The 16,670-nt window shown below is 59.5% G+C and carries 16 protein-coding genes and 1 tRNA gene; 4 read left to right on the forward strand and 13 right to left on the reverse strand.

Going from position 1 to position 16,670, the window contains the following annotated elements; translation table 11 throughout:
- Nucleotide 1: 1 nt before the first annotated feature.
- Nucleotides 2-919: an urea ABC transporter permease subunit UrtB gene (gene urtB / locus ASC85_RS07175; protein WP_057448796.1), complete on the reverse strand. Its 918-nt coding sequence runs from the start codon at nt 917-919 to the stop codon at nt 2-4.
- A gap of 116 nt (nt 920-1,035) precedes the next feature.
- On the reverse strand, nt 1,036-2,280 hold the full coding sequence (urtA, locus tag ASC85_RS07180; RefSeq protein ID WP_003203587.1) for an urea ABC transporter substrate-binding protein: 1,245 nt from the start codon (nt 2,278-2,280) through the stop codon (nt 1,036-1,038).
- 320 nt (nt 2,281-2,600) lie between these two features.
- On the opposite strand from urtA, the gene ASC85_RS07185 reads away from it, so the two are divergent.
- Nucleotides 2,601-5,996, forward strand: coding sequence for an ATP-binding protein (locus ASC85_RS07185; RefSeq protein ID WP_057448797.1), 3,396 nt, complete (start codon nt 2,601-2,603; stop codon nt 5,994-5,996).
- The gene (locus ASC85_RS07190) at nt 5,971-6,663 is read left to right on the forward strand and encodes a response regulator (RefSeq protein ID WP_013693775.1); all 693 of its coding nucleotides are present in this window, start codon (nt 5,971-5,973) and stop codon (nt 6,661-6,663) included. Before ASC85_RS07185 ends, ASC85_RS07190 begins: the two co-directional genes overlap by 26 nt.
- A gap of 307 nt (nt 6,664-6,970) precedes the next feature.
- Here ASC85_RS07190 and ASC85_RS07195 read toward each other — a convergent pair.
- The 9 genes from ASC85_RS07195 to thrS form a co-directional block, all read right to left on the reverse strand.
- A tRNA-Pro gene (locus ASC85_RS07195) sits at nt 6,971-7,047 on the reverse strand.
- Nucleotides 7,048-7,137: 90 nt separating this feature from the next.
- Nucleotides 7,138-7,494, reverse strand: coding sequence for a MerR family transcriptional regulator (locus ASC85_RS07200; RefSeq protein WP_003179985.1), 357 nt, complete (start codon nt 7,492-7,494; stop codon nt 7,138-7,140).
- Complete coding sequence (ihfA, locus tag ASC85_RS07205) at nt 7,475-7,777, reverse strand: integration host factor subunit alpha (protein ID WP_002553164.1); 303 nt, start codon at nt 7,775-7,777, stop codon at nt 7,475-7,477. Before ihfA ends, ASC85_RS07200 begins: the two co-directional genes overlap by 20 nt.
- A gap of 3 nt (nt 7,778-7,780) precedes the next feature.
- Nucleotides 7,781-10,159, reverse strand: a complete 2,379-nt coding sequence (gene pheT / locus ASC85_RS07210; RefSeq protein ID WP_057448798.1) for a phenylalanine--tRNA ligase subunit beta — start codon at nt 10,157-10,159, stop codon at nt 7,781-7,783.
- Between the two features lie 179 nt (nt 10,160-10,338).
- Nucleotides 10,339-11,355: a phenylalanine--tRNA ligase subunit alpha gene (gene pheS, locus ASC85_RS07215; protein ID WP_057448799.1), complete on the reverse strand. Its 1,017-nt coding sequence runs from the start codon at nt 11,353-11,355 to the stop codon at nt 10,339-10,341.
- Nucleotides 11,356-11,464: 109 nt separating this feature from the next.
- Nucleotides 11,465-11,821 carry a 50S ribosomal protein L20 gene (gene rplT / locus ASC85_RS07220; RefSeq protein WP_002553161.1) on the reverse strand — a complete coding sequence of 119 codons (357 nt, stop codon included), beginning with the start codon at nt 11,819-11,821 and terminating at the stop codon, nt 11,465-11,467.
- A gap of 30 nt (nt 11,822-11,851) precedes the next feature.
- Nucleotides 11,852-12,046 carry a 50S ribosomal protein L35 gene (gene rpmI, locus ASC85_RS07225; protein ID WP_002553160.1) on the reverse strand — a complete coding sequence of 65 codons (195 nt, stop codon included), beginning with the start codon at nt 12,044-12,046 and terminating at the stop codon, nt 11,852-11,854.
- Between the two features lie 60 nt (nt 12,047-12,106).
- Nucleotides 12,107-12,658, reverse strand: coding sequence for a translation initiation factor IF-3 (gene infC, locus ASC85_RS07230; RefSeq protein ID WP_169432615.1), 552 nt, complete (start codon nt 12,656-12,658; stop codon nt 12,107-12,109).
- Nucleotides 12,658-14,580 (reverse strand): threonine--tRNA ligase, encoded by a 1,923-nt coding sequence (thrS, locus tag ASC85_RS07235; RefSeq protein WP_003203626.1) that lies wholly within the window; start codon nt 14,578-14,580, stop codon nt 12,658-12,660. The genes infC and thrS overlap by 1 nt, the downstream gene beginning before the upstream one ends.
- A gap of 370 nt (nt 14,581-14,950) precedes the next feature.
- Here thrS and ASC85_RS07240 point away from each other — a divergent pair, with 370 nt between their 5' ends.
- Nucleotides 14,951-15,253, forward strand: coding sequence for a hypothetical protein (locus tag ASC85_RS07240; RefSeq protein WP_057448800.1), 303 nt, complete (start codon nt 14,951-14,953; stop codon nt 15,251-15,253).
- A 289-nt stretch (nt 15,254-15,542) separates the two neighbouring features.
- Entirely contained in the window at nt 15,543-15,755 is a 213-nt protein-coding gene (locus ASC85_RS07245) for a cold-shock protein (RefSeq protein ID WP_003179963.1), read from the forward strand.
- Between the two features lie 68 nt (nt 15,756-15,823).
- On the opposite strand, the gene ASC85_RS07250 is transcribed toward ASC85_RS07245, so the two are convergent.
- Both ASC85_RS07250 and ASC85_RS07255 read right to left on the reverse strand, forming a co-directional pair.
- Nucleotides 15,824-16,135: an I78 family peptidase inhibitor gene (locus ASC85_RS07250; protein ID WP_057448801.1), complete on the reverse strand. Its 312-nt coding sequence runs from the start codon at nt 16,133-16,135 to the stop codon at nt 15,824-15,826.
- 158 nt (nt 16,136-16,293) lie between these two features.
- Complete coding sequence (locus ASC85_RS07255) at nt 16,294-16,599, reverse strand: hypothetical protein (protein ID WP_057448802.1); 306 nt, start codon at nt 16,597-16,599, stop codon at nt 16,294-16,296.
- Between the last annotated feature and the right edge of the window lie 71 nt (nt 16,600-16,670).

The raw sequence follows: 16,670 nt of genomic DNA on the forward strand, positions 1-16,670 counted from the left end.
TCTACTTGCGCACTTTGATGGAGAACAACCCTTGAGGGCGCAACATCAGGATCAGGATCACCCCGGACAGGGTCAGTACCTTGGCCATCGAACCACTGAGGAAAAACTCCGAGATCGATTGGGTCTGGGCAATGACGAACGCCGACGCAATAGTGCCGAACAGGCTTTGTGCGCCGCCGAAGACCACCACCAGGAAGGTGTCGACGATGTACTGCGAGCCCGCGGTGGGCCCGGTGGAGCCAATGGTGGTAAAGGCCGCGCCGGCCACCCCCGCGACACCACAACCGAGGGCAAAGGTCATGCGATCGACCTTGCGCGTATTGATGCCCACGGCACGGCTCATCAACCGGTTCTGTACCGTAGCCCGTACTTGCAGACCCCAGCGTGAGCGGTAGAGCAAGAGAAAAATGGCCCCAGTGAGCAGCAGGGTCAGGGCCATCATGAACAGACCGTTGCGCGGGATCTCGATGGACTCGGTGAAGTTGAACGAGCCCATCAGCCACTCCGGCGGCGTGGCGCTGACTTCACGGGCGCCGAACACCGAACGGAAGGTCTGCTGCATCACCAGGGACAGCCCCCAAGTCGCCAGCAGCGTGTCCAGCGGACGCTTGTAGAGCCGACTGATCATCGCCCACTCCACCAGCCAGCCGATGGCCCCGGCCACCAGAAACGACAAGGCGATGGCGATGAAAAAATAATAGGGTTGAAACCATGGGGCGAAATGACTGGTCAGGCTCGAACAGACATAGGTGGTGTAGGCGCCGATCGTGAGGAACTCGCCGTGGGCCATGTTGATGACCCCCATCTGGCCGAAAATGATCGCCAGCCCCAATGCCATCAACAGCAGCACGCAGAACACGGACAAGCCGTTGAACCCCTGCATCGCCGCGATGGCACCAAATTCCGATAGCCATTCCATGATGATGGACTCCTGCTTGGAGGGAGGACGTGGAAAACCGTTGGGCCCCCATCGCCAGCCAGCCATCTCCTACACAACGCCCGTAGGAGCTGGCTTGCCTGTGATGGCGCCAGCCCTTACTGGTAACCTTTAGGGAAAGGATTCGGTTCGATCAGATCAGACTCGTACACCACCTTGAACTGGCCATCGGGCTGCACTTCACCGATGCGGGTCTTGCTCCACAGGTGATGGTTTTCATGCACTTTGACGTAGCCTTCAGGCGCGGTTTTCAGCTCGATGCCCGGCGAAGCTGCAACCACTTTGTCGACATCGAAACTGCCGGCCTTTTCCACCGCAGCCTTCCACAACCATGGGCCCAGATACGCGGCCTGGGTCACGTCGCCGATCACCGAATCCTTGCCGTACTTGGCCTTGAAGGCGTCGACGAAGGCTTTGTTGTTGGGGTTGTCCAGGCTCTGGAAGTACTTCATCGAGGCATAGAAACCGGCCATGTTCTCGCCGCCGATGCCCAGCAATTCATCTTCGGTGACCGAGAGCGTGAGCAAGGTCTGCTTGGCCGAATTGACGCCCGCCGCATTGAGTTGTTTGTAGAAAGCCACGTTGGAGCCACCCACCACGGCGGCGAACACCACGTCGGGTTTCTTCAGCTTGACCTTGTTGATCAGCGAACCGAACTGGGTGTTGCCCAAGGGGTAGTAGTCTTCGCCAACCACGGTACCGTGCAGCACGTTTTCAATGTGCTTGCGGGCAATCTTCATCGAGGTGCGTGGCCAGATATAGTCCGACCCCACCAGGTAGAAGGTCTTGGCGCCTTTGGTCTTGGCGATCCAGTCGAGGCTGGCGAGGATTTGCTGGGTGGCTTCCTGGCCGGTGTAGATCACGTTCTTCGACTGCTCCAGCCCCTCGTAGAAAGTCGGGTAGTAGAGCAGGCCGTTTTCCTTCTCGAAGATCGGCAGCACAGCCTTGCGCGAGGCCGAGGTCCAGCAGCCGAACACCGTGGCCACCTTGTCGTTGACCAGGAGCTTCTTGGCCTTCTCGGCGAAGGTCGGCCAGTCGGAGGCGCCGTCTTCCTGGATCACCTTGATCTGCCGACCGAGGATGCCGCCTGAAGCGTTGATCTGCTCAATGGCCAAGCGTTCGGCCTGGATCGAACCGGTCTCGGAAATCGCCATGGTGCCGGTGGCCGAGTGCAACTGGCCGACCGTGACTTCAGTGGCGGTCACCGCCAGGCCGGTGCTGTTGGCCTCGTCCGCCCATACACCCTGGCTGAACACACTGGCAGCCAGTAACGACAGGGCCGCCGCCCCTAGCGCCAAGCGGCGCGGCAACAAGCCTTTAGTCCGGATCAATGGTGGTTGCATGCTGCTACTCCTCTGCGGTGACGCTGGTGGTACGCCCTATGGCGGCCAGCAACGGTGGTGGTATCAGCATGGAGGGGCGTCTCGACGACGGGTATACGCAGCCTGACGTAAGCGCATACGTCATTTGACGTAGGGAAAAATGCACCAATGCGGCGCAGGCTATTGCTCCAGGTCCCGACCGACCGGCACTGCGCACACGCGCGCGCAGGCACCAGCTGGCGCGGCAAGACGCCGTGGCGCAGGGCATGAAAATTGCTCGGCTATCCGCCACGGGCACACCCGCCTGGCACGGAGCGCCTTGACCCCAGGAGTCTTTCACCGTGCTTCCACCTGGCACCCAGCGCATCGCCAAGATCCGTCGCGACTACAACAGCTGGGTCGCCGACGAAACCATGGAAGACTACGCCCTGCGTTACACACCAAAGTCCTTTCGCAAGTGGTCGGAACTGCGCATCGCCAACACCGCCCTGGGCGCGGTGTCGTTCCTGGCCCTGGAGGCGATTGGCGGGGTGCTGGCCCTGAGCTACGGCTTCACCAACACCTTCTGGGCGATCCTCGCCGTGAGCCTGATCATCTTCCTCACCGGCCTGCCCGTCAGCTACTACGCCGCCCGCTACGGCGTCGATATGGACCTGTTGACCCGCGGTGCCGGCTTCGGCTACATCGGCTCGACCATCACCTCGCTGATCTACGCCAGCTTCACCTTTCTGTTCTTCGCCCTGGAAGCTGCGATCATGGCCCTGGCCTTGGAGCTGTACTTCCATATCCCATTGGCCTTTGCCTATGTGATCTGCTCTGTGCTGGTGATCCCCCTGGTGGCCTATGGGGTGACCCTGATCAGTCGCCTGCAACTCTGGACCCAGCCGTTGTGGCTGGTGCTGCTGGTGCTGCCCTACCTGTTTGTGCTGCTGAAAAACCCCGAGGCCTTCAGCGACTGGACCAGTTTCCAGGGCCGTGATACCGGCGGCGGCGACTTCAATCTGCTGGCGTTTTGCGCGGCCTGTACCGTGGCCCTGTCCCTGGTGACGCAGATCGGCGAACAGGTCGACTACCTGCGCTTCCTGCCGGAAAAAACCGCGGCCAACCGCAAGCGCTGGTGGGCCGCCCTACTCTGCGCCGGCCCCGGCTGGATCCTGCCCGGCGCCCTGAAAATGTTCGCTGGCGCCTTCCTGGCGTTTCTCGCCCTGCAACACGAGATCCCCATCGAGCGCGCTACGGAACCGACCCAGATGTACCTGGTGGCCTTCGGTTATGTGTTCGCCTCGCCAGAATGGGCCCTGGCGGCCATGGTGCTGTTCGTCTTCGTCTCGCAGATGAAGATCAACCTGACCAACGCCTACGCCGGCTCCCTGGCCTGGTCGAACTTTTTCGCCCGGGTCACCCACAGTCACCCCGGCCGCGTAGTTTGGCTGGTGTTCAATGTGGCGATTGCCCTGATGCTGATGGAGCTGGGGGTATTCGACGTCATCGACCAAGTGCTCGGTCTCTACGCCAACATCGCCATCGCCTGGATCGGCTCGGTGGTCGCCGACCTGGTGATCAACAAACCCTTGGGGTTGTCACCGAAACACATCGAGTTCAAGCGCGCTCACCTCTACGACATCAACCCGGTGGGCGTCGGCTCCATGCTGATTGCCTCGCTGCTGTCGGTCCTCGCCCACTTCGGTCTATTTGGTGCGCTGGCCCAGGCCGCCCCGCCCTTCGTCGCCCTCGGCACCTCGCTGGTCATGACCCCGCTGCTGGCCTGGGCCACCCGCAGCCGCTATTACATCGCCCGCACCAGCGATCCGCTACTGCTGCAACCGGTGGCACCGAGCACGCAGATCACCTGCGGCCTGTGCAGCAACCCGTTCGAAACCGCCGACATGGCTTTCTGTCCGGCCTACAGCACGCCCATCTGCTCACTTTGCTGTTCGCTGGACGCGCGTTGCGGCGATCGCTGCAAACCCCACGGGCGTCTGTCGGCACAGTTCGAAGCGCTGTTGCATTGGTTGCTGCCCAATGCAACGGTGCCACGCCTGCACACCCGGCTAGTGCATTACCTGGGCCTGCTGCTCGCACTGATCCTGATGCTCAGCGGCGCCCTGGCGTTGATCTATGGCCAGGCGTCCCAGGGGCTGCCCCACTCGCCGCAAGCCCAGGCGACGCTGTACCAGGCATTTTTCAAGGCCTTCCTGACGCTCTCGGTACTGGCGGCCATCCTCGCCTGGTGGGTGGTTCTGACGCGGGAAAGCCGCCACGTGGCCCAGGAAGAATCGGACCGCCAGACCCAGCTGCTGATGCAGGAAATCGAAGCCCACCGCTTGACCGACCAGGCCCTGCAAGATGCCAAGGAGGCTTCCGAGGCGGCCAACGCGGCCAAGAGTCGCTACGTCACCGGACTGTCCCACGAACTGCGTACGCCGTTGAACAGCATCCTCGGTTTTACCCAGATCCTGCAGCGCGACGCGGCCATGCCGGAGCAGCATCAGGATGCCCTGGCGACCATCCTGCGCAGCGGCTCGCACCTGCTGTCGCTGATCGACGGCCTGCTCGATGTGGCCAAGATCGAGGCCGGCAAACTGCGCCTGGAAGCGACGGAAATCCCCTTCCCGGAACTGATTCACGATCTGGAGCTGATGTTCACCCCACAAGCCCGGGACAAAGGGTTGCGCTTTCGCCTGGAGCTGATCGGCAAGATGCCGGCGGTGGTGCGAGGCGACGAAAAGCGCGTCCGGCAGATCCTCATCAACCTGTTGGGCAATGCGGTCAACTTCACCGACAGCGGCGAGGTCTGCCTGCGGGTCAGTTACATGCGCGAGACGGCAACCTTCGACATCATCGACACGGGTATCGGCATCGACCCCGAGCACATCGAGCGAATCTTCCAGCCTTTCGAACGCGGCGATCTGATGCGCCAGGACAAGGGCGTTGGCCTGGGCCTGACCATTACCCGCATGCTCACCTCGCTTATGGGCGGCGAGTTGCAGGTCAAGAGTCAGCAGGACAAGGGCACCTGTTTCCAGGTGCGCCTGTTTCTCTCGCAAGTACGGGTGCCGCAGGCGGTGATCCATGTCGAACACGACATCATCGGCTACCAGGGGCCGCGGCGTCTGGTGCTGGTAGTGGACGACCATGTGGACCATCGCAAGGTCCTCAGCGGCATGCTCACGCCCCTGGGCTTTGAAGTGGTCCAGGCCAGCAACGGCCAGGAAGCGATTCGCCAGGTCGCCCTGCTGGGGCCGGACCTGATCCTCATGGACCTGTCGATGCCGACGATGGATGGCTGGGAAACCAGTCGGCTGATCCGCCGCAATGCGTTGTCCACGGCACCGATCATCGTGATATCGGCCAATGCCTTTAACGACGAGCGCGAGCGCAGCCTGGCCAGTGCCTGCAACGACTACCTTGCCAAGCCGGTACACACCCCGGAGCTGCTCGAACGGATCCAGAAACAGCTCGACCTGCACTGGCTGCGCCGCGAACAACCAGCCCCTGCGACATTCCCCGAACCGGGGATATTGCCCTCCCAGCCTGACCTCATCGCCCTCGGCGAACTCAGCGCCATCGGCTACGTACGCGGTCTGCACGAAAAACTCGACGCCATCCAGGCCGAAACGCCAGCCACCGCCCCTTTCATCAGTTCGCTACGCAAGCTGCTGAAAAACTTTCGCCTGGACGAAATCAACCGCGCCCTCAAGGAGGCAGAAGATGAATGCACTGACCACAGTCGCTGAACCCGGTGTCGTGCTGATTGTGGACGACACCCCGGACAACCTCGCCATGCTCTCCGACGCCCTCAACGATGCCGGCTACATGGTGCTGGTGGCCCTCGACGGGCTCAGCGCCCTGAACCGCATCGAACGTCGGCGTCCGGACCTGATCCTGCTGGATGCGATGATGCCGGGCCTGGACGGCTTCGAGACCTGCCGGCGGATCAAGGAGCACCCGGCCAACGCCGATATTCCGGTGCTGTTCATGACCGCGTTGACGGAAAGCAGGCATGTGGTCCAGGGCTTTGAAGTGGGTGGCAGCGACTACGTGACCAAGCCGATCCAGACCGACGAAGTGCTGGCCCGGGTCGCCGCGCACCTGCGCACCTCGCGCATCCTGCTCTCGGCCCGAGCGGCGTCACAGCCAGCCGCGCCGAGCCTGGACGACGAGCCGGCGCACAGGGTGCTGTCGGCACGCTTTCAGCTCACCGGTCGGGAAGTCGAGGTTCTGCGCTGGGTCGCCTGCGGCAAGACCAACCGCGACATCGGCACCATTCTCGATCTGAGCCCACGCACCGTGAACAAACATCTGGAACATGTGTATGTGAAGTTAGGTGTAGAGACGCGCACAGCAGCGACCTCCGTGGCGTTGTCGGCCATGACCGATTCTCGCAACAGCGCTTCAAGGTAAGCTGCGATAGCCAGAGGTATTGTCGGATGAGCACTGGGGCCGTTTCGTCCATGACAGAAGCTGGTGGATGAGGCAGGAACGTTGGAAACGGCTTTGGATTTTCAGCTCAGCCACCCAGGCATTGTCGACGTGGCTGACATCACCCGGATTGCGCGGGCACCGGCAAATACCACACAGCACAAGCTAACGAGACCATCGCGGCATAACTTTTCGCGATCCAGAATATCCGAGGGAGTAAATGTGGTAGTAATTTTTCAGACATGAAAAAGCCCAACCTTTTCAGGTTGGGCTAAGTCATTGAAAAATATGGTCGGGACGGAGTGATTCGAACACTCGACCCCTAGCACCCCATGCTAGTGCGCTACCGGACTGCGCTACGCCCCGACTAGGCGTGAATCTTGTTCCGCTTCTCAACGGAACGCTCAGGAATATATCGCAAGCTTTTGAAAACTGGAAGTATTTAAAAGCAGAAATTTATTTCTTGAGCACCACCAGTACATCTTCGAGCTCGGCGATCATCTGGCGGATCATCTGTTTGTACTGGGTTGTATCGTCTTTGGCCTCATCACCGGAGAGGCGCAGACGCGCTCCGCCGATGGTGAACCCCTGGTCATAGAGCAGCGCGCGGATCTGCCGGATCATCAGCACGTCTTGGCGCTGATAATACCGACGGTTTCCGCGGCGCTTGACCGGGTTGAGTTGAGGAAACTCCTGCTCCCAATAGCGCAGCACGTGTGGTTTTACCGCACACAGCTCGCTGACTTCACCAATGGTGAAGTAGCGTTTGCCCGGGATGACGGGTAGTTCGTCGTTATGACTTGGTTCCAGCATAAGCCTCAACTCGGGCCTTCAACTTCTGCCCTGGACGAAAGGTGACCACACGGCGAGCCGTGATCGGGATTTCTTCTCCCGTTTTCGGATTGCGGCCAGGCCGCTGGCGTTTGTCCCGCAGGTCGAAATTGCCGAAACCGGACAATTTGACCTGTTCGTTGTCTTCCAGAGCGTGCCTGATTTCTTCGAAAAACAGTTCGACCAATTCTTTGGCCTCCCGTTTATTCAGGCCCAGCTCCTCATACAGACGTTCCGCCATCTCAGCTTTCGTCAGAGCCCCCATACGTCACTTCCTTAACGTGGCGTTCAACCTGGTTTCGAGCGAGGTGAGGATATTCTGCGTTGCGGTATTCACCTCATCGTCATTAAGAGTGCGCGATGGATGCTGCCAGGTCAAGCCGACTGCAAGGCTTTTTCTATGCGGATCAATGCCTTTACCCTGATACACGTCAAATAGCCTGAGGTCCGTCAGCCATTCGCCTGCATTTTCACGGATTACGTCCAGTACAGCACTGGAAGCAACCTCACGGTCGGCCAGCAACGCCAGGTCACGACGCACTTCAGGAAAGCGCGATAACTCCTGGAATTTCGGCATTTTCCCCAGTGCCACCTCGGCCAGAACCAGCTCGAAAACGAAGACTGGACGATCAAGGCCCAGGGTTTTCGACAATTCCGGGTGAATGGCACCGACATAGCCGACTTCACGCCCGTCTCGCTCGATGCGTGCGGTCTGCCCCGGGTGCAGCGCCGGGTGCTTGCCCGGGACGAAAGTGAATGCGTCGAGCGCGCCGGCGAAGCCCAGCACCGCTTCGACGTCAGCCTTGACGTCGAAGAAGTCGACGACATCGCGACCTTGCGCCCAGCCTTCCGGCAAGCGGCTGCCACAGACGACACCGGCCAGCATCGGCTCTTGCTTCAAGCCTTCCAGTTGACCGACAAAACGCAGGCCGCTTTCGAACAGCCGCACGCGATCCTGCTGGCGGTTCAGGTTGTGCTGGAGCGACTTGACCAGGCCTGGCCACAGGGACGAGCGCATGGCGGCCATGTCGTTGGAAATCGGATTGGCCAACAACAGCGGCTCGACACCCGGATTGAACAGCTCGAACTGACGAGGATCGATGAAGCTGTAGGTGATCGCTTCCTGATACCCACGGGCCACCAGCAGGCGGCGCAGTTCCGGCAGGTCGCTGCGGGCTTCAGCCTTGGCCTGCGGGGCCAGGCGTGCTTGCGGGTAGCGAACCGGCAGGCGGTTGTAGCCGTACAAGCGGGCCAGTTCTTCGATCAGGTCGACTTCCAGGCTGATATCGAAGCGATGGCTTGGCACTTCGACGCGCCACTGCCCTGCCCCATCGGCGCTGATGTTCAGGCCCAGGGCGCTGAGCAGGCGTTCGACTTCGGCCGGGTCCATTTCCATGCCCAGCATCTGGGTGATGCGCTGGGCACGCAGGGTGACCGGGGCAATCTTGGGCAGGTGCTGTTCGCTGACAGTCTCGATGATCGGGCCGGCTTCACCACCGGTGATGTCCAGCAGCAGGCCTGTGGCGCGCTCCATGGCTTCACGGGCCAGTTGCCAGTCCACACCACGCTCGTAACGGTGCGAGGCGTCGGTGTGCAGGCCATAGGAGCGGGCCTTGCCAGCAACGGCGATCTGGTCGAAGAACGCACTTTCCAGGAACACATCGCGGGTCGTCGTGGAGACACCACTGTGCTCGCCGCCCATTACGCCAGCGATTGCCAGGGCACGGGAGTGGTCGGCAATCACCAGGGTGTCGCTGCGCAGGGTCACTTCCTGGCCGTCGAGCAGCACCAGCTTCTCACCCTCTTCGGCCATGCGTACGCGGATGCCACCGTTGATTTCGGCGAGATCGAACGCATGCAGCGGCTGCCCCAGCTCCAGCATCACATAGTTGGTGATGTCGACAGCGGCGTCGATGCTGCGCACGTCGGCGCGACGCAGGCGCTCGACCATCCACAGCGGCGTCGGCTTGGACAGGTCGACGTTACGGATCACACGGCCCAGGTAACGCGGGCACGCGGCCGGCGCGAGGACTTCAATCGAACGCACTTCGTCGTGCACGGCCGGCACGCTCGCAACCACGGGGCGCGTCACGGGAGCGGCATACAACGCGCCGACTTCACGGGCCAGGCCGGCCAGGGACAGGCAATCGCCACGGTTCGGCGTCAGGTCGACCTCGATGCTCGCATCGTCCAGGCCCAGGTATTCACGGATGTCCTGGCCAACCGGCGCATCCGCCGGGAGTTCCATCAGGCCATCGTTGCCTTCGCCAATCTGCAGTTCGGCCTGGGAGCACAACATGCCGTTGGACTCGACGCCACGCAGCTTGGCTTTCTTGATCTTGAAGTCGCCCGGCAGTTCGGCACCGATCATGGCGAACGGGATCTTCAGGCCCGGGCGCACGTTGGGCGCGCCGCAGACCACCTGAAAGGTTTCCGCGCCATTGCTGACCTGGCAAACCCGCAGTTTGTCAGCGTCCGGGTGCTGCTCGGTGCCCAGCACCTCGCCCACGACTACACCACTGAAATCACCGGCGGCCGGCGTGACGCTATCGACCTCAAGGCCGGCCATCGACAGGCGAGCAACCAGCTCGTCCCGACTTACCTGCGGGCTTACCCAGCCGCGCAGCCATTGTTCACTGAATTTCATCCTGCTCCCCTAATAGATTCGTTACGGACTGCGACCTAGGCCTTGTACGTAAAGTGCCTGCGCGACGATCATGCTGCGTTGAAAACAGGCTCGGAATGCTCATTTACAACCAGTAGACTCCGCTTCCTCGCCTGTTTTCGCCTTGCCTGATCGCCGCTCGGCGACTTTTCGTACAAGCCCTAGCGAAATTGCGCAAGGAATCGCAAGTCGTTGTCGAAGAACAGGCGCAAGTCATTCACACCGTAACGCAGCATGGCCAGGCGCTCGACGCCCATGCCGAAAGCAAAGCCGGAGAACTCTTCCGGATCGATCCCGGACATACGCAGCACGTTCGGGTGAACCATGCCGCAACCCATGACTTCCAGCCAGCCAGTCTGCTTGCAGACGCGGCAGCCTTTACCGCTGCACATCACGCATTCCATGTCGACTTCAGCCGATGGCTCGGTGAACGGGAAGTACGAAGGGCGGAAACGCACGGCCAGTTCTTTTTCGAAGAACACCCGCAGGAACTCTTCGATCGTTCCTTTCAGGTCGGCGAAATTGATGTCGCGATCAACCAGCAGGCCTTCGACCTGGTGGAACATCGGCGAGTGGGTGATATCGGAGTCGCTGCGGTACACACGGCCTGGGCAGACGATGCGGATCGGCGGCTGTTGCGATTCCATGGTGCGGACCTGTACCGGCGAGGTATGGGTGCGCAACAGCATGTTCGCGTTGAAATAGAAGGTGTCGTGCATCGACCGGGCCGGGTGATGGCCTGGGATGTTGAGCGCTTCGAAGTTGTGGTAGTCGTCTTCGACCTCAGGGCCTTCGGCAATGCCGTAGCCGATGTGGGTGAAGAACTGCTCGATGCGTTCCAGCGTCCGGGTCACCGGATGCAGGCCGCCGGAAGTCTGGCCACGGCCAGGCAGGGTCACGTCGATGGACTCGTCGGCGAGCTTGGCGGCCAGATCCGCCTCCTCGAACAGCGCCTTGCGCGCATTGAGGACCTCTGTGACACGCTCCTTGGCAACGTTGATCAGCGCACCGACCTGCGGACGCTCTTCGGCCGGCAGGTTCCCCAGGGTCTTCATCACCTGAGTCAACTCGCCCTTCTTGCCAAGGTAGTGAACCCGGATTTGCTCCAGGGCATTGATATCTTCAGCGCTTTGCACAGCCTCTAGTGCTTGAGCGACCAGCGCGTCCAGGTTTTCCATGTACAGACTCCAGATACGAAATAGGGGAAGAGCTTTAAGGCTCTTCCCCTATTTATGACGTTTGACACCTGGGCCCACAGATGTAGGCCCAGGTGACTGCCGGGGGTACTTAAGCCAAGGTGGCTTTAGCTTTCTCGACAATCGCAGCAAACGCCGCTTTTTCGTTCACTGCCAGATCAGCCAGAACCTTACGGTCGATCTCGATGGACGCTTTTTTCAGGCCAGCGATGAAACGGCTGTAGGACAGACCGTTAACACGAGCACCAGCATTGATACGAGCGATCCACAGAGCGCGGAACTGACGTTTTTTCTGACGACGGTCACGGTAGGCGTATTGGCCTGCCTTGATTACCGCTTGCTTGGCAACACGGAATACGCGGGAACGCGCGCCGTAGTAGCCTTTAGCAAGTTTCAGAATTTTTTTGTGACGCTTACGGGCAATGACGCCACGCTTTACACGAGCCATGAGTTACTTCCTCTATTCTTGATCCAAAAATTAACGAAGGCGCAGCATGCGCTCGACTTTTGCCACGTCAGACGGATGCAGCAAGCTGCTACCGCGCAGTTGACGCTTACGCTTGGTCGACATTTTGGTCAGGATGTGGCTCTTGAAAGCGTGCTTGTGCTTGATACCGTTAGCAGTTTTCAGAAACCGCTTAGCAGCACCACTTTTGGTCTTCATCTTTGGCATGTTCGGATACTCCGCATTCAGTTGATAAACATAATCGCAAGGCCTGCCGTGCCCTGGTGATTACTTCTTCTTTTTCGGGGCGATGACCATGATCAGCTGGCGTCCTTCCATCTTAGGATGCTGTTCGACCGAACCGTACTCGAGCAGGTCTTGTTCAACCCGCTTGAGGAGTTCCATCCCCAGCTCCTGGTGGGCCATCTCACGGCCGCGGAATCGCAAGGATACCTTGGCCCTGTCCCCGTCACTCAGGAAACGTACCAGGTTGCGCAGTTTTACCTGGTAATCCCCTTCCTCCGTCCCTGGACGAAACTTGATTTCTTTTACCTGAATCTGCTTCTGGTTTTTCTTCGCCGCGGCAATCTGCTTCTTCTTCTCGAAGATCGACTTGCCGTAGTCCATCACCCGGCAAACCGGTGGGACTGCGTCTGCGGAAATTTCTACCAGATCAAGCTTGGCTTCTTCAGCAATACGAAGCGCTTCATCAATCGAGACGATGCCAATCTGCTCGCCGTCAGCGCCAATTAACCGAACCTCGCGTGCCGAGATATTCTCGTTGATCGGGGCTTTCGGTGCAGCTCGTTTATCTTGTCTCATTTCACGCTTAATAATAATTACTCCAAATCTGGGCGACCACGCCGGGAAACCGCTTGCGCGAGAAACTCAGCGAATTCGGCGACGGGCATCGAGCCCAGGTCAGCACCTTCACGAGTACGCACAGCGACAGTCTGCATCTCGACCTCCCGATCTCCAATAACCAAGAGAAAGGGAACCTTGAGCAAAGTATGCTCGCGGATTTTAAAGCCGATCTTTTCATTTCTCAAGTCGGACTTGGCACGAAATCCGCTTTGATTGAGAGTTTTTTCGACTTCGGCGGCAAAATCTGCCTGTTTATCAGTGATATTCATGATCACTGCCTGGGTCGGCGCCAGCCACGCAGGGAACGCACCCTCGTAGTGTTCGATCAGAATCCCGACGAAACGCTCGAACGAACCGAGGATCGCGCGGTGAAGCATGACCGGGTGCTTGCGACTGTTGTCTTCGGACACATATTCAGCGCCCAGACGGATCGGCAGGTTGAAATCGAGCTGCAAGGTACCACACTGCCACACACGACCGAGGCAATCTTTCAGCGAGAATTCGATTTTCGGACCGTAGAAGGCCCCTTCGCCCGGCTGCAGGTCGTACGCAAGGCCCGCACTATCAAGGGCGGCGGCCAGGGCCGCTTCGGCGCGATCCCACAGCTCGTCGGAGCCAACGCGTTTTTCCGGACGAGTGGACAGCTTCATTTCGACTTCGGTGAAGCCGAAGTCCCGATAGACATCCATGGTCAGCTTGATGAAGGCGGCGGATTCGGCCTGCATCTGCTCTTCGGTGCAGAAGATGTGCGCATCGTCCTGGGTGAATGCCCGCACGCGCATGATGCCGTGCAACGCACCCGACGGCTCGTTGCGGTGGCAGGCACCGAACTCGGCCAGGCGCATCGGCAGCTCGCGGTAGCTCTTCAAGCCCTGGTTGAACACCTGCACGTGGCATGGGCAGTTCATCGGCTTGATGGCGTAGTCGCGGTTTTCCGACTGGGTGGTGAACATGTTGTCGGCGTAGTTGGCCCAGTGCCCGGATTTCTCCCACAGGCTGCGGTCCACCACTTGCGGCGTCTTGATTTCCAGATAGCCGTTCTCACGCTGGACCTGGCGCATGTACTGCTCGAGCACCTGGTACAGGGTCCAGCCGTTCGGGTGCCAGAACACCATGCCCGGGGACTCTTCCTGGGTATGGAACAGGCCCAGGCGCTTGCCGATCTTGCGGTGATCGCGCTTCTCGGCTTCTTCGATGCGCTGGATGTAGGCCGCCAGTTGCTTCTTGTCCGCCCAGGCAGTGCCATAGACGCGCTGCAACTGCTCGTTCTTCGCGTCGCCACGCCAGTAGGCGCCGGACAGCTTGGTCAGCTTGAAGGACTTCAGGAAACGCGTGTTCGGCACGTGCGGCCCACGGCACATGTCGACGTATTCTTCGTGGTAGTACAGGCCCATGGCCTGCTCGTCCGGCATGTCTTCCACCAGACGCAGCTTGTAGTCCTCGCCACGGGCCTTGAAGACTTCGATGACTTCGGCGCGCGGGGTGACTTTCTTGATGACGTCGTAATCTTTCTCGATCAGCTGCTGCATGCGCTGTTCGATGGCCGCCATGTCTTCCGGCGTGAAAGGACGCTCGAAGGCGATGTCGTAATAGAAGCCTTCGTCGATGACCGGGCCGATGACCATCTTCGCGCTCGGGTACAGCTGCTTGACCGCATGGCCGACCAGGTGCGCGCAAGAGTGGCGAATGATCTCCAGCCCCTCTTCATCCTTTGGCGTGATGATTTGCAGCGTGGCGTCGCTGTCGATGACGTCACTGGCGTCGACCAGCTTGCCGTTGACCTTGCCGGCCAGGGTGGCCTTGGCCAGGCCCGCGCCGATGGATGCGGCGACCTCGGCTACGGAAACCGGGTGATCGAATGAACGTTGACTGCCGTCGGGAAGAGTAATAGTTGGCATGGCGCCTCCTCTCCTAGTGGTGACCCCTACCAAAGGTCACGTGGGTTGGGATGAGCCAGTACAAGATCCAGTCCAGGCCATTCAATGACGAACGCCTGCCTTACAGCGGCAGGAGCCTTGCGGCCAACCGGGAAAACCGAACCAGAGTGACTGGGATTCAAATCAGGGTTATTCGAACATTTGCCGCCGGGACGAGTTGTCATCCGCAGCCTGGAAATACCCGAGCCCGGCATGCTAGCACAGATGAACGGTCATCGCCGCGCTCGAATTGAAGCAGGCGTAAATCCACGGTTTTTATGCCAGAGTGCTGAACTGAACCGAGCGCAACGCCTCAGATATCAAGACATCGACCCGAAAGGAGCATCTTCGCATGCGTCTCAATACATTGTTTGCAGTAGTCGCCCCCCTCGCCCTGCTGCTCCCACTGACCGCCCATGCCGACTGGCCCAAAGGCGAGCGCGAAAAATACATGGCTCAATGCACCGAGGCGGCAACGCCCCAGATCGGCCCGGCCGCTGCCAAGGCTCATTGCGCCTGTGGTGCCGATGCGATCAAGTCCTATCCAGCCGCGGACATCCAGGCCTTGATGGACAACAAGGCCACCCCGGAGCTGCAGCAAAAAGCACTGGGCCAGATCGCAAAATGCAAGGCCGACAACAAGGCGAAAAAGTGAGAAAGCAGGCTTGCTGAACGGGCCCGGCAGGGTTGAAAAACACTGATTTCAGGCTTTTTTGAACGATTTATTCAGGTTTTACAGCTTTTTTTATCGTCTTTACTTTCGGCTGAAAGCCTTTAAAACCGGGCCTTTCAGCGGGTAAAGGCGGTAAAGTAAACACGACTGATTGGCAAACAGCGCGTCTGGGGGGGTCCCAAATCGAACATTTCGACTATGATACCCGGGTGTGCCCAGTTGGCCTGAGCAGCACAGTACACTGAAAATATATGTTTCTTGGAGATACACCATGTCTAATCGCCAAACCGGCACCGTTAAATGGTTCAACGATGAAAAAGGCTTCGGCTTCATCACTCCTCAAGGTGGCGGTGACGACCTGTTCGTACACTTCAAAGCTATCGAAAGCGACGGTTTCAAAAGCCTGAAAGAAGGCCAGACCGTTTCCTTCGTGGCTGAGAAAGGCCAAAAGGGTATGCAAGCTGCACAGGTTCGCCCAGAGTAATTTCTCGGCGCACTAAAAAAACCCCGTCCATGTGACGGGGTTTTTTATGGGCGATTGAAAACCGCCTGTCAGCCGCAGTTCACCCGGTTGACCACCAGGTTGGCATCGGTATTGAGGTTCAGGCGATCGGAGCGGTACTCAAGCGTCACCATGTCGTTGGGCTTGAGGATCCGGGCAATCTGCGCGCCGGCACGGGTACGGGCCTGCTCCAGCAATTGTGGCGAGGCCTGCTTGCCAATGGCGAACTCGGCAGCCTTTGCTTCGCAGCGGCTGTGACCGGTCTCGGTCGCCACGGGATCGGGGGTCGATTCAGAGGTGCTGCAACCGCTCAAGAACATGGCGGCCAGCAAAGTACTCAATGACGCGAGCTTCCAAGGCATGAAGCCTCCTTTTTTCGATAGATAAACAGAGAGCGTGCGACAACCCAAACGGCGCTTGGTTTCAACACTGTGAGTATCTGGCTCATCCGGAAAACCGGCAGTTTGCCTGAGCCGCCAGCGCTGTTCAGACATGAATCGTGACTGAATATGAACACCGCTCAATAAACGTCGATGTAATCGAACGGAGGATTGGGCCAGTTATCCTTCAGCGCATTGTAGATCTGCATGACCCAGACCTCGTCGCTGGCAGCGACCCGCCCGACGTATCCCGAGCCCTTCGCCCAGGTCTCGAGCCGAAACAGCAAACCATCGATGTCAGCGCCACCGACCACACCCGAGGACAAATAGGCGATACCGCCCTTGGTCACGCGCAACTGGGTATGCTCGTCATCACTGGCCGAGGCCAGCAATTGGCGAACCGTCTCGAGGGTCAGGCCATCCGGAGCGTTCAAATCGATCTGCACGGCGGGGCTCCTTTAAAAACAAAAAAAAAGAGTGTCGCACAGCCCTCCTCCAATGCCTAAGTCGCAGTGCC

The sequence above is a fragment of the Pseudomonas sp. Root401 genome, from assembly GCF_001425105.1.
GTDB classification, from domain to species: domain Bacteria; phylum Pseudomonadota; class Gammaproteobacteria; order Pseudomonadales; family Pseudomonadaceae; genus Aquipseudomonas; species Aquipseudomonas brassicacearum.

Excerpts from the sequence above, each read along its gene's own strand:
- rpmI (WP_002553160.1), bottom strand. The coding sequence starts at position 12,046 with ATGCCAAAGATGAAGACCAAAAGTGGTGCTGCTAAGCGGTTTCTGAAA.
- urtA (WP_003203587.1), bottom strand. The coding sequence starts at position 2,280 with ATGCAACCACCATTGATCCGGACTAAAGGCTTGTTGCCGCGCCGCTTG.
- ASC85_RS07190 (WP_013693775.1), top strand. The coding sequence starts at position 5,971 with ATGAATGCACTGACCACAGTCGCTGAACCCGGTGTCGTGCTGATTGTG.
- ASC85_RS07245 (WP_003179963.1), top strand. The coding sequence starts at position 15,543 with ATGTCTAATCGCCAAACCGGCACCGTTAAATGGTTCAACGATGAAAAA.
- thrS (WP_003203626.1), bottom strand. The coding sequence starts at position 14,580 with ATGCCAACTATTACTCTTCCCGACGGCAGTCAACGTTCATTCGATCAC.
- pheT (WP_057448798.1), bottom strand. The coding sequence starts at position 10,159 with ATGAAATTCAGTGAACAATGGCTGCGCGGCTGGGTAAGCCCGCAGGTA.
- rplT (WP_002553161.1), bottom strand. The coding sequence starts at position 11,821 with ATGGCTCGTGTAAAGCGTGGCGTCATTGCCCGTAAGCGTCACAAAAAA.
- ASC85_RS07240 (WP_057448800.1), top strand. The coding sequence starts at position 14,951 with ATGCGTCTCAATACATTGTTTGCAGTAGTCGCCCCCCTCGCCCTGCTG.
- urtB (WP_057448796.1), bottom strand. The coding sequence starts at position 919 with ATGGAATGGCTATCGGAATTTGGTGCCATCGCGGCGATGCAGGGGTTC.
- ASC85_RS07250 (WP_057448801.1), bottom strand. The coding sequence starts at position 16,135 with ATGCCTTGGAAGCTCGCGTCATTGAGTACTTTGCTGGCCGCCATGTTC.
- ihfA (WP_002553164.1), bottom strand. The coding sequence starts at position 7,777 with ATGGGGGCTCTGACGAAAGCTGAGATGGCGGAACGTCTGTATGAGGAG.
- ASC85_RS07200 (WP_003179985.1), bottom strand. The coding sequence starts at position 7,494 with ATGCTGGAACCAAGTCATAACGACGAACTACCCGTCATCCCGGGCAAA.
- pheS (WP_057448799.1), bottom strand. The coding sequence starts at position 11,355 with ATGGAAAACCTGGACGCGCTGGTCGCTCAAGCACTAGAGGCTGTGCAA.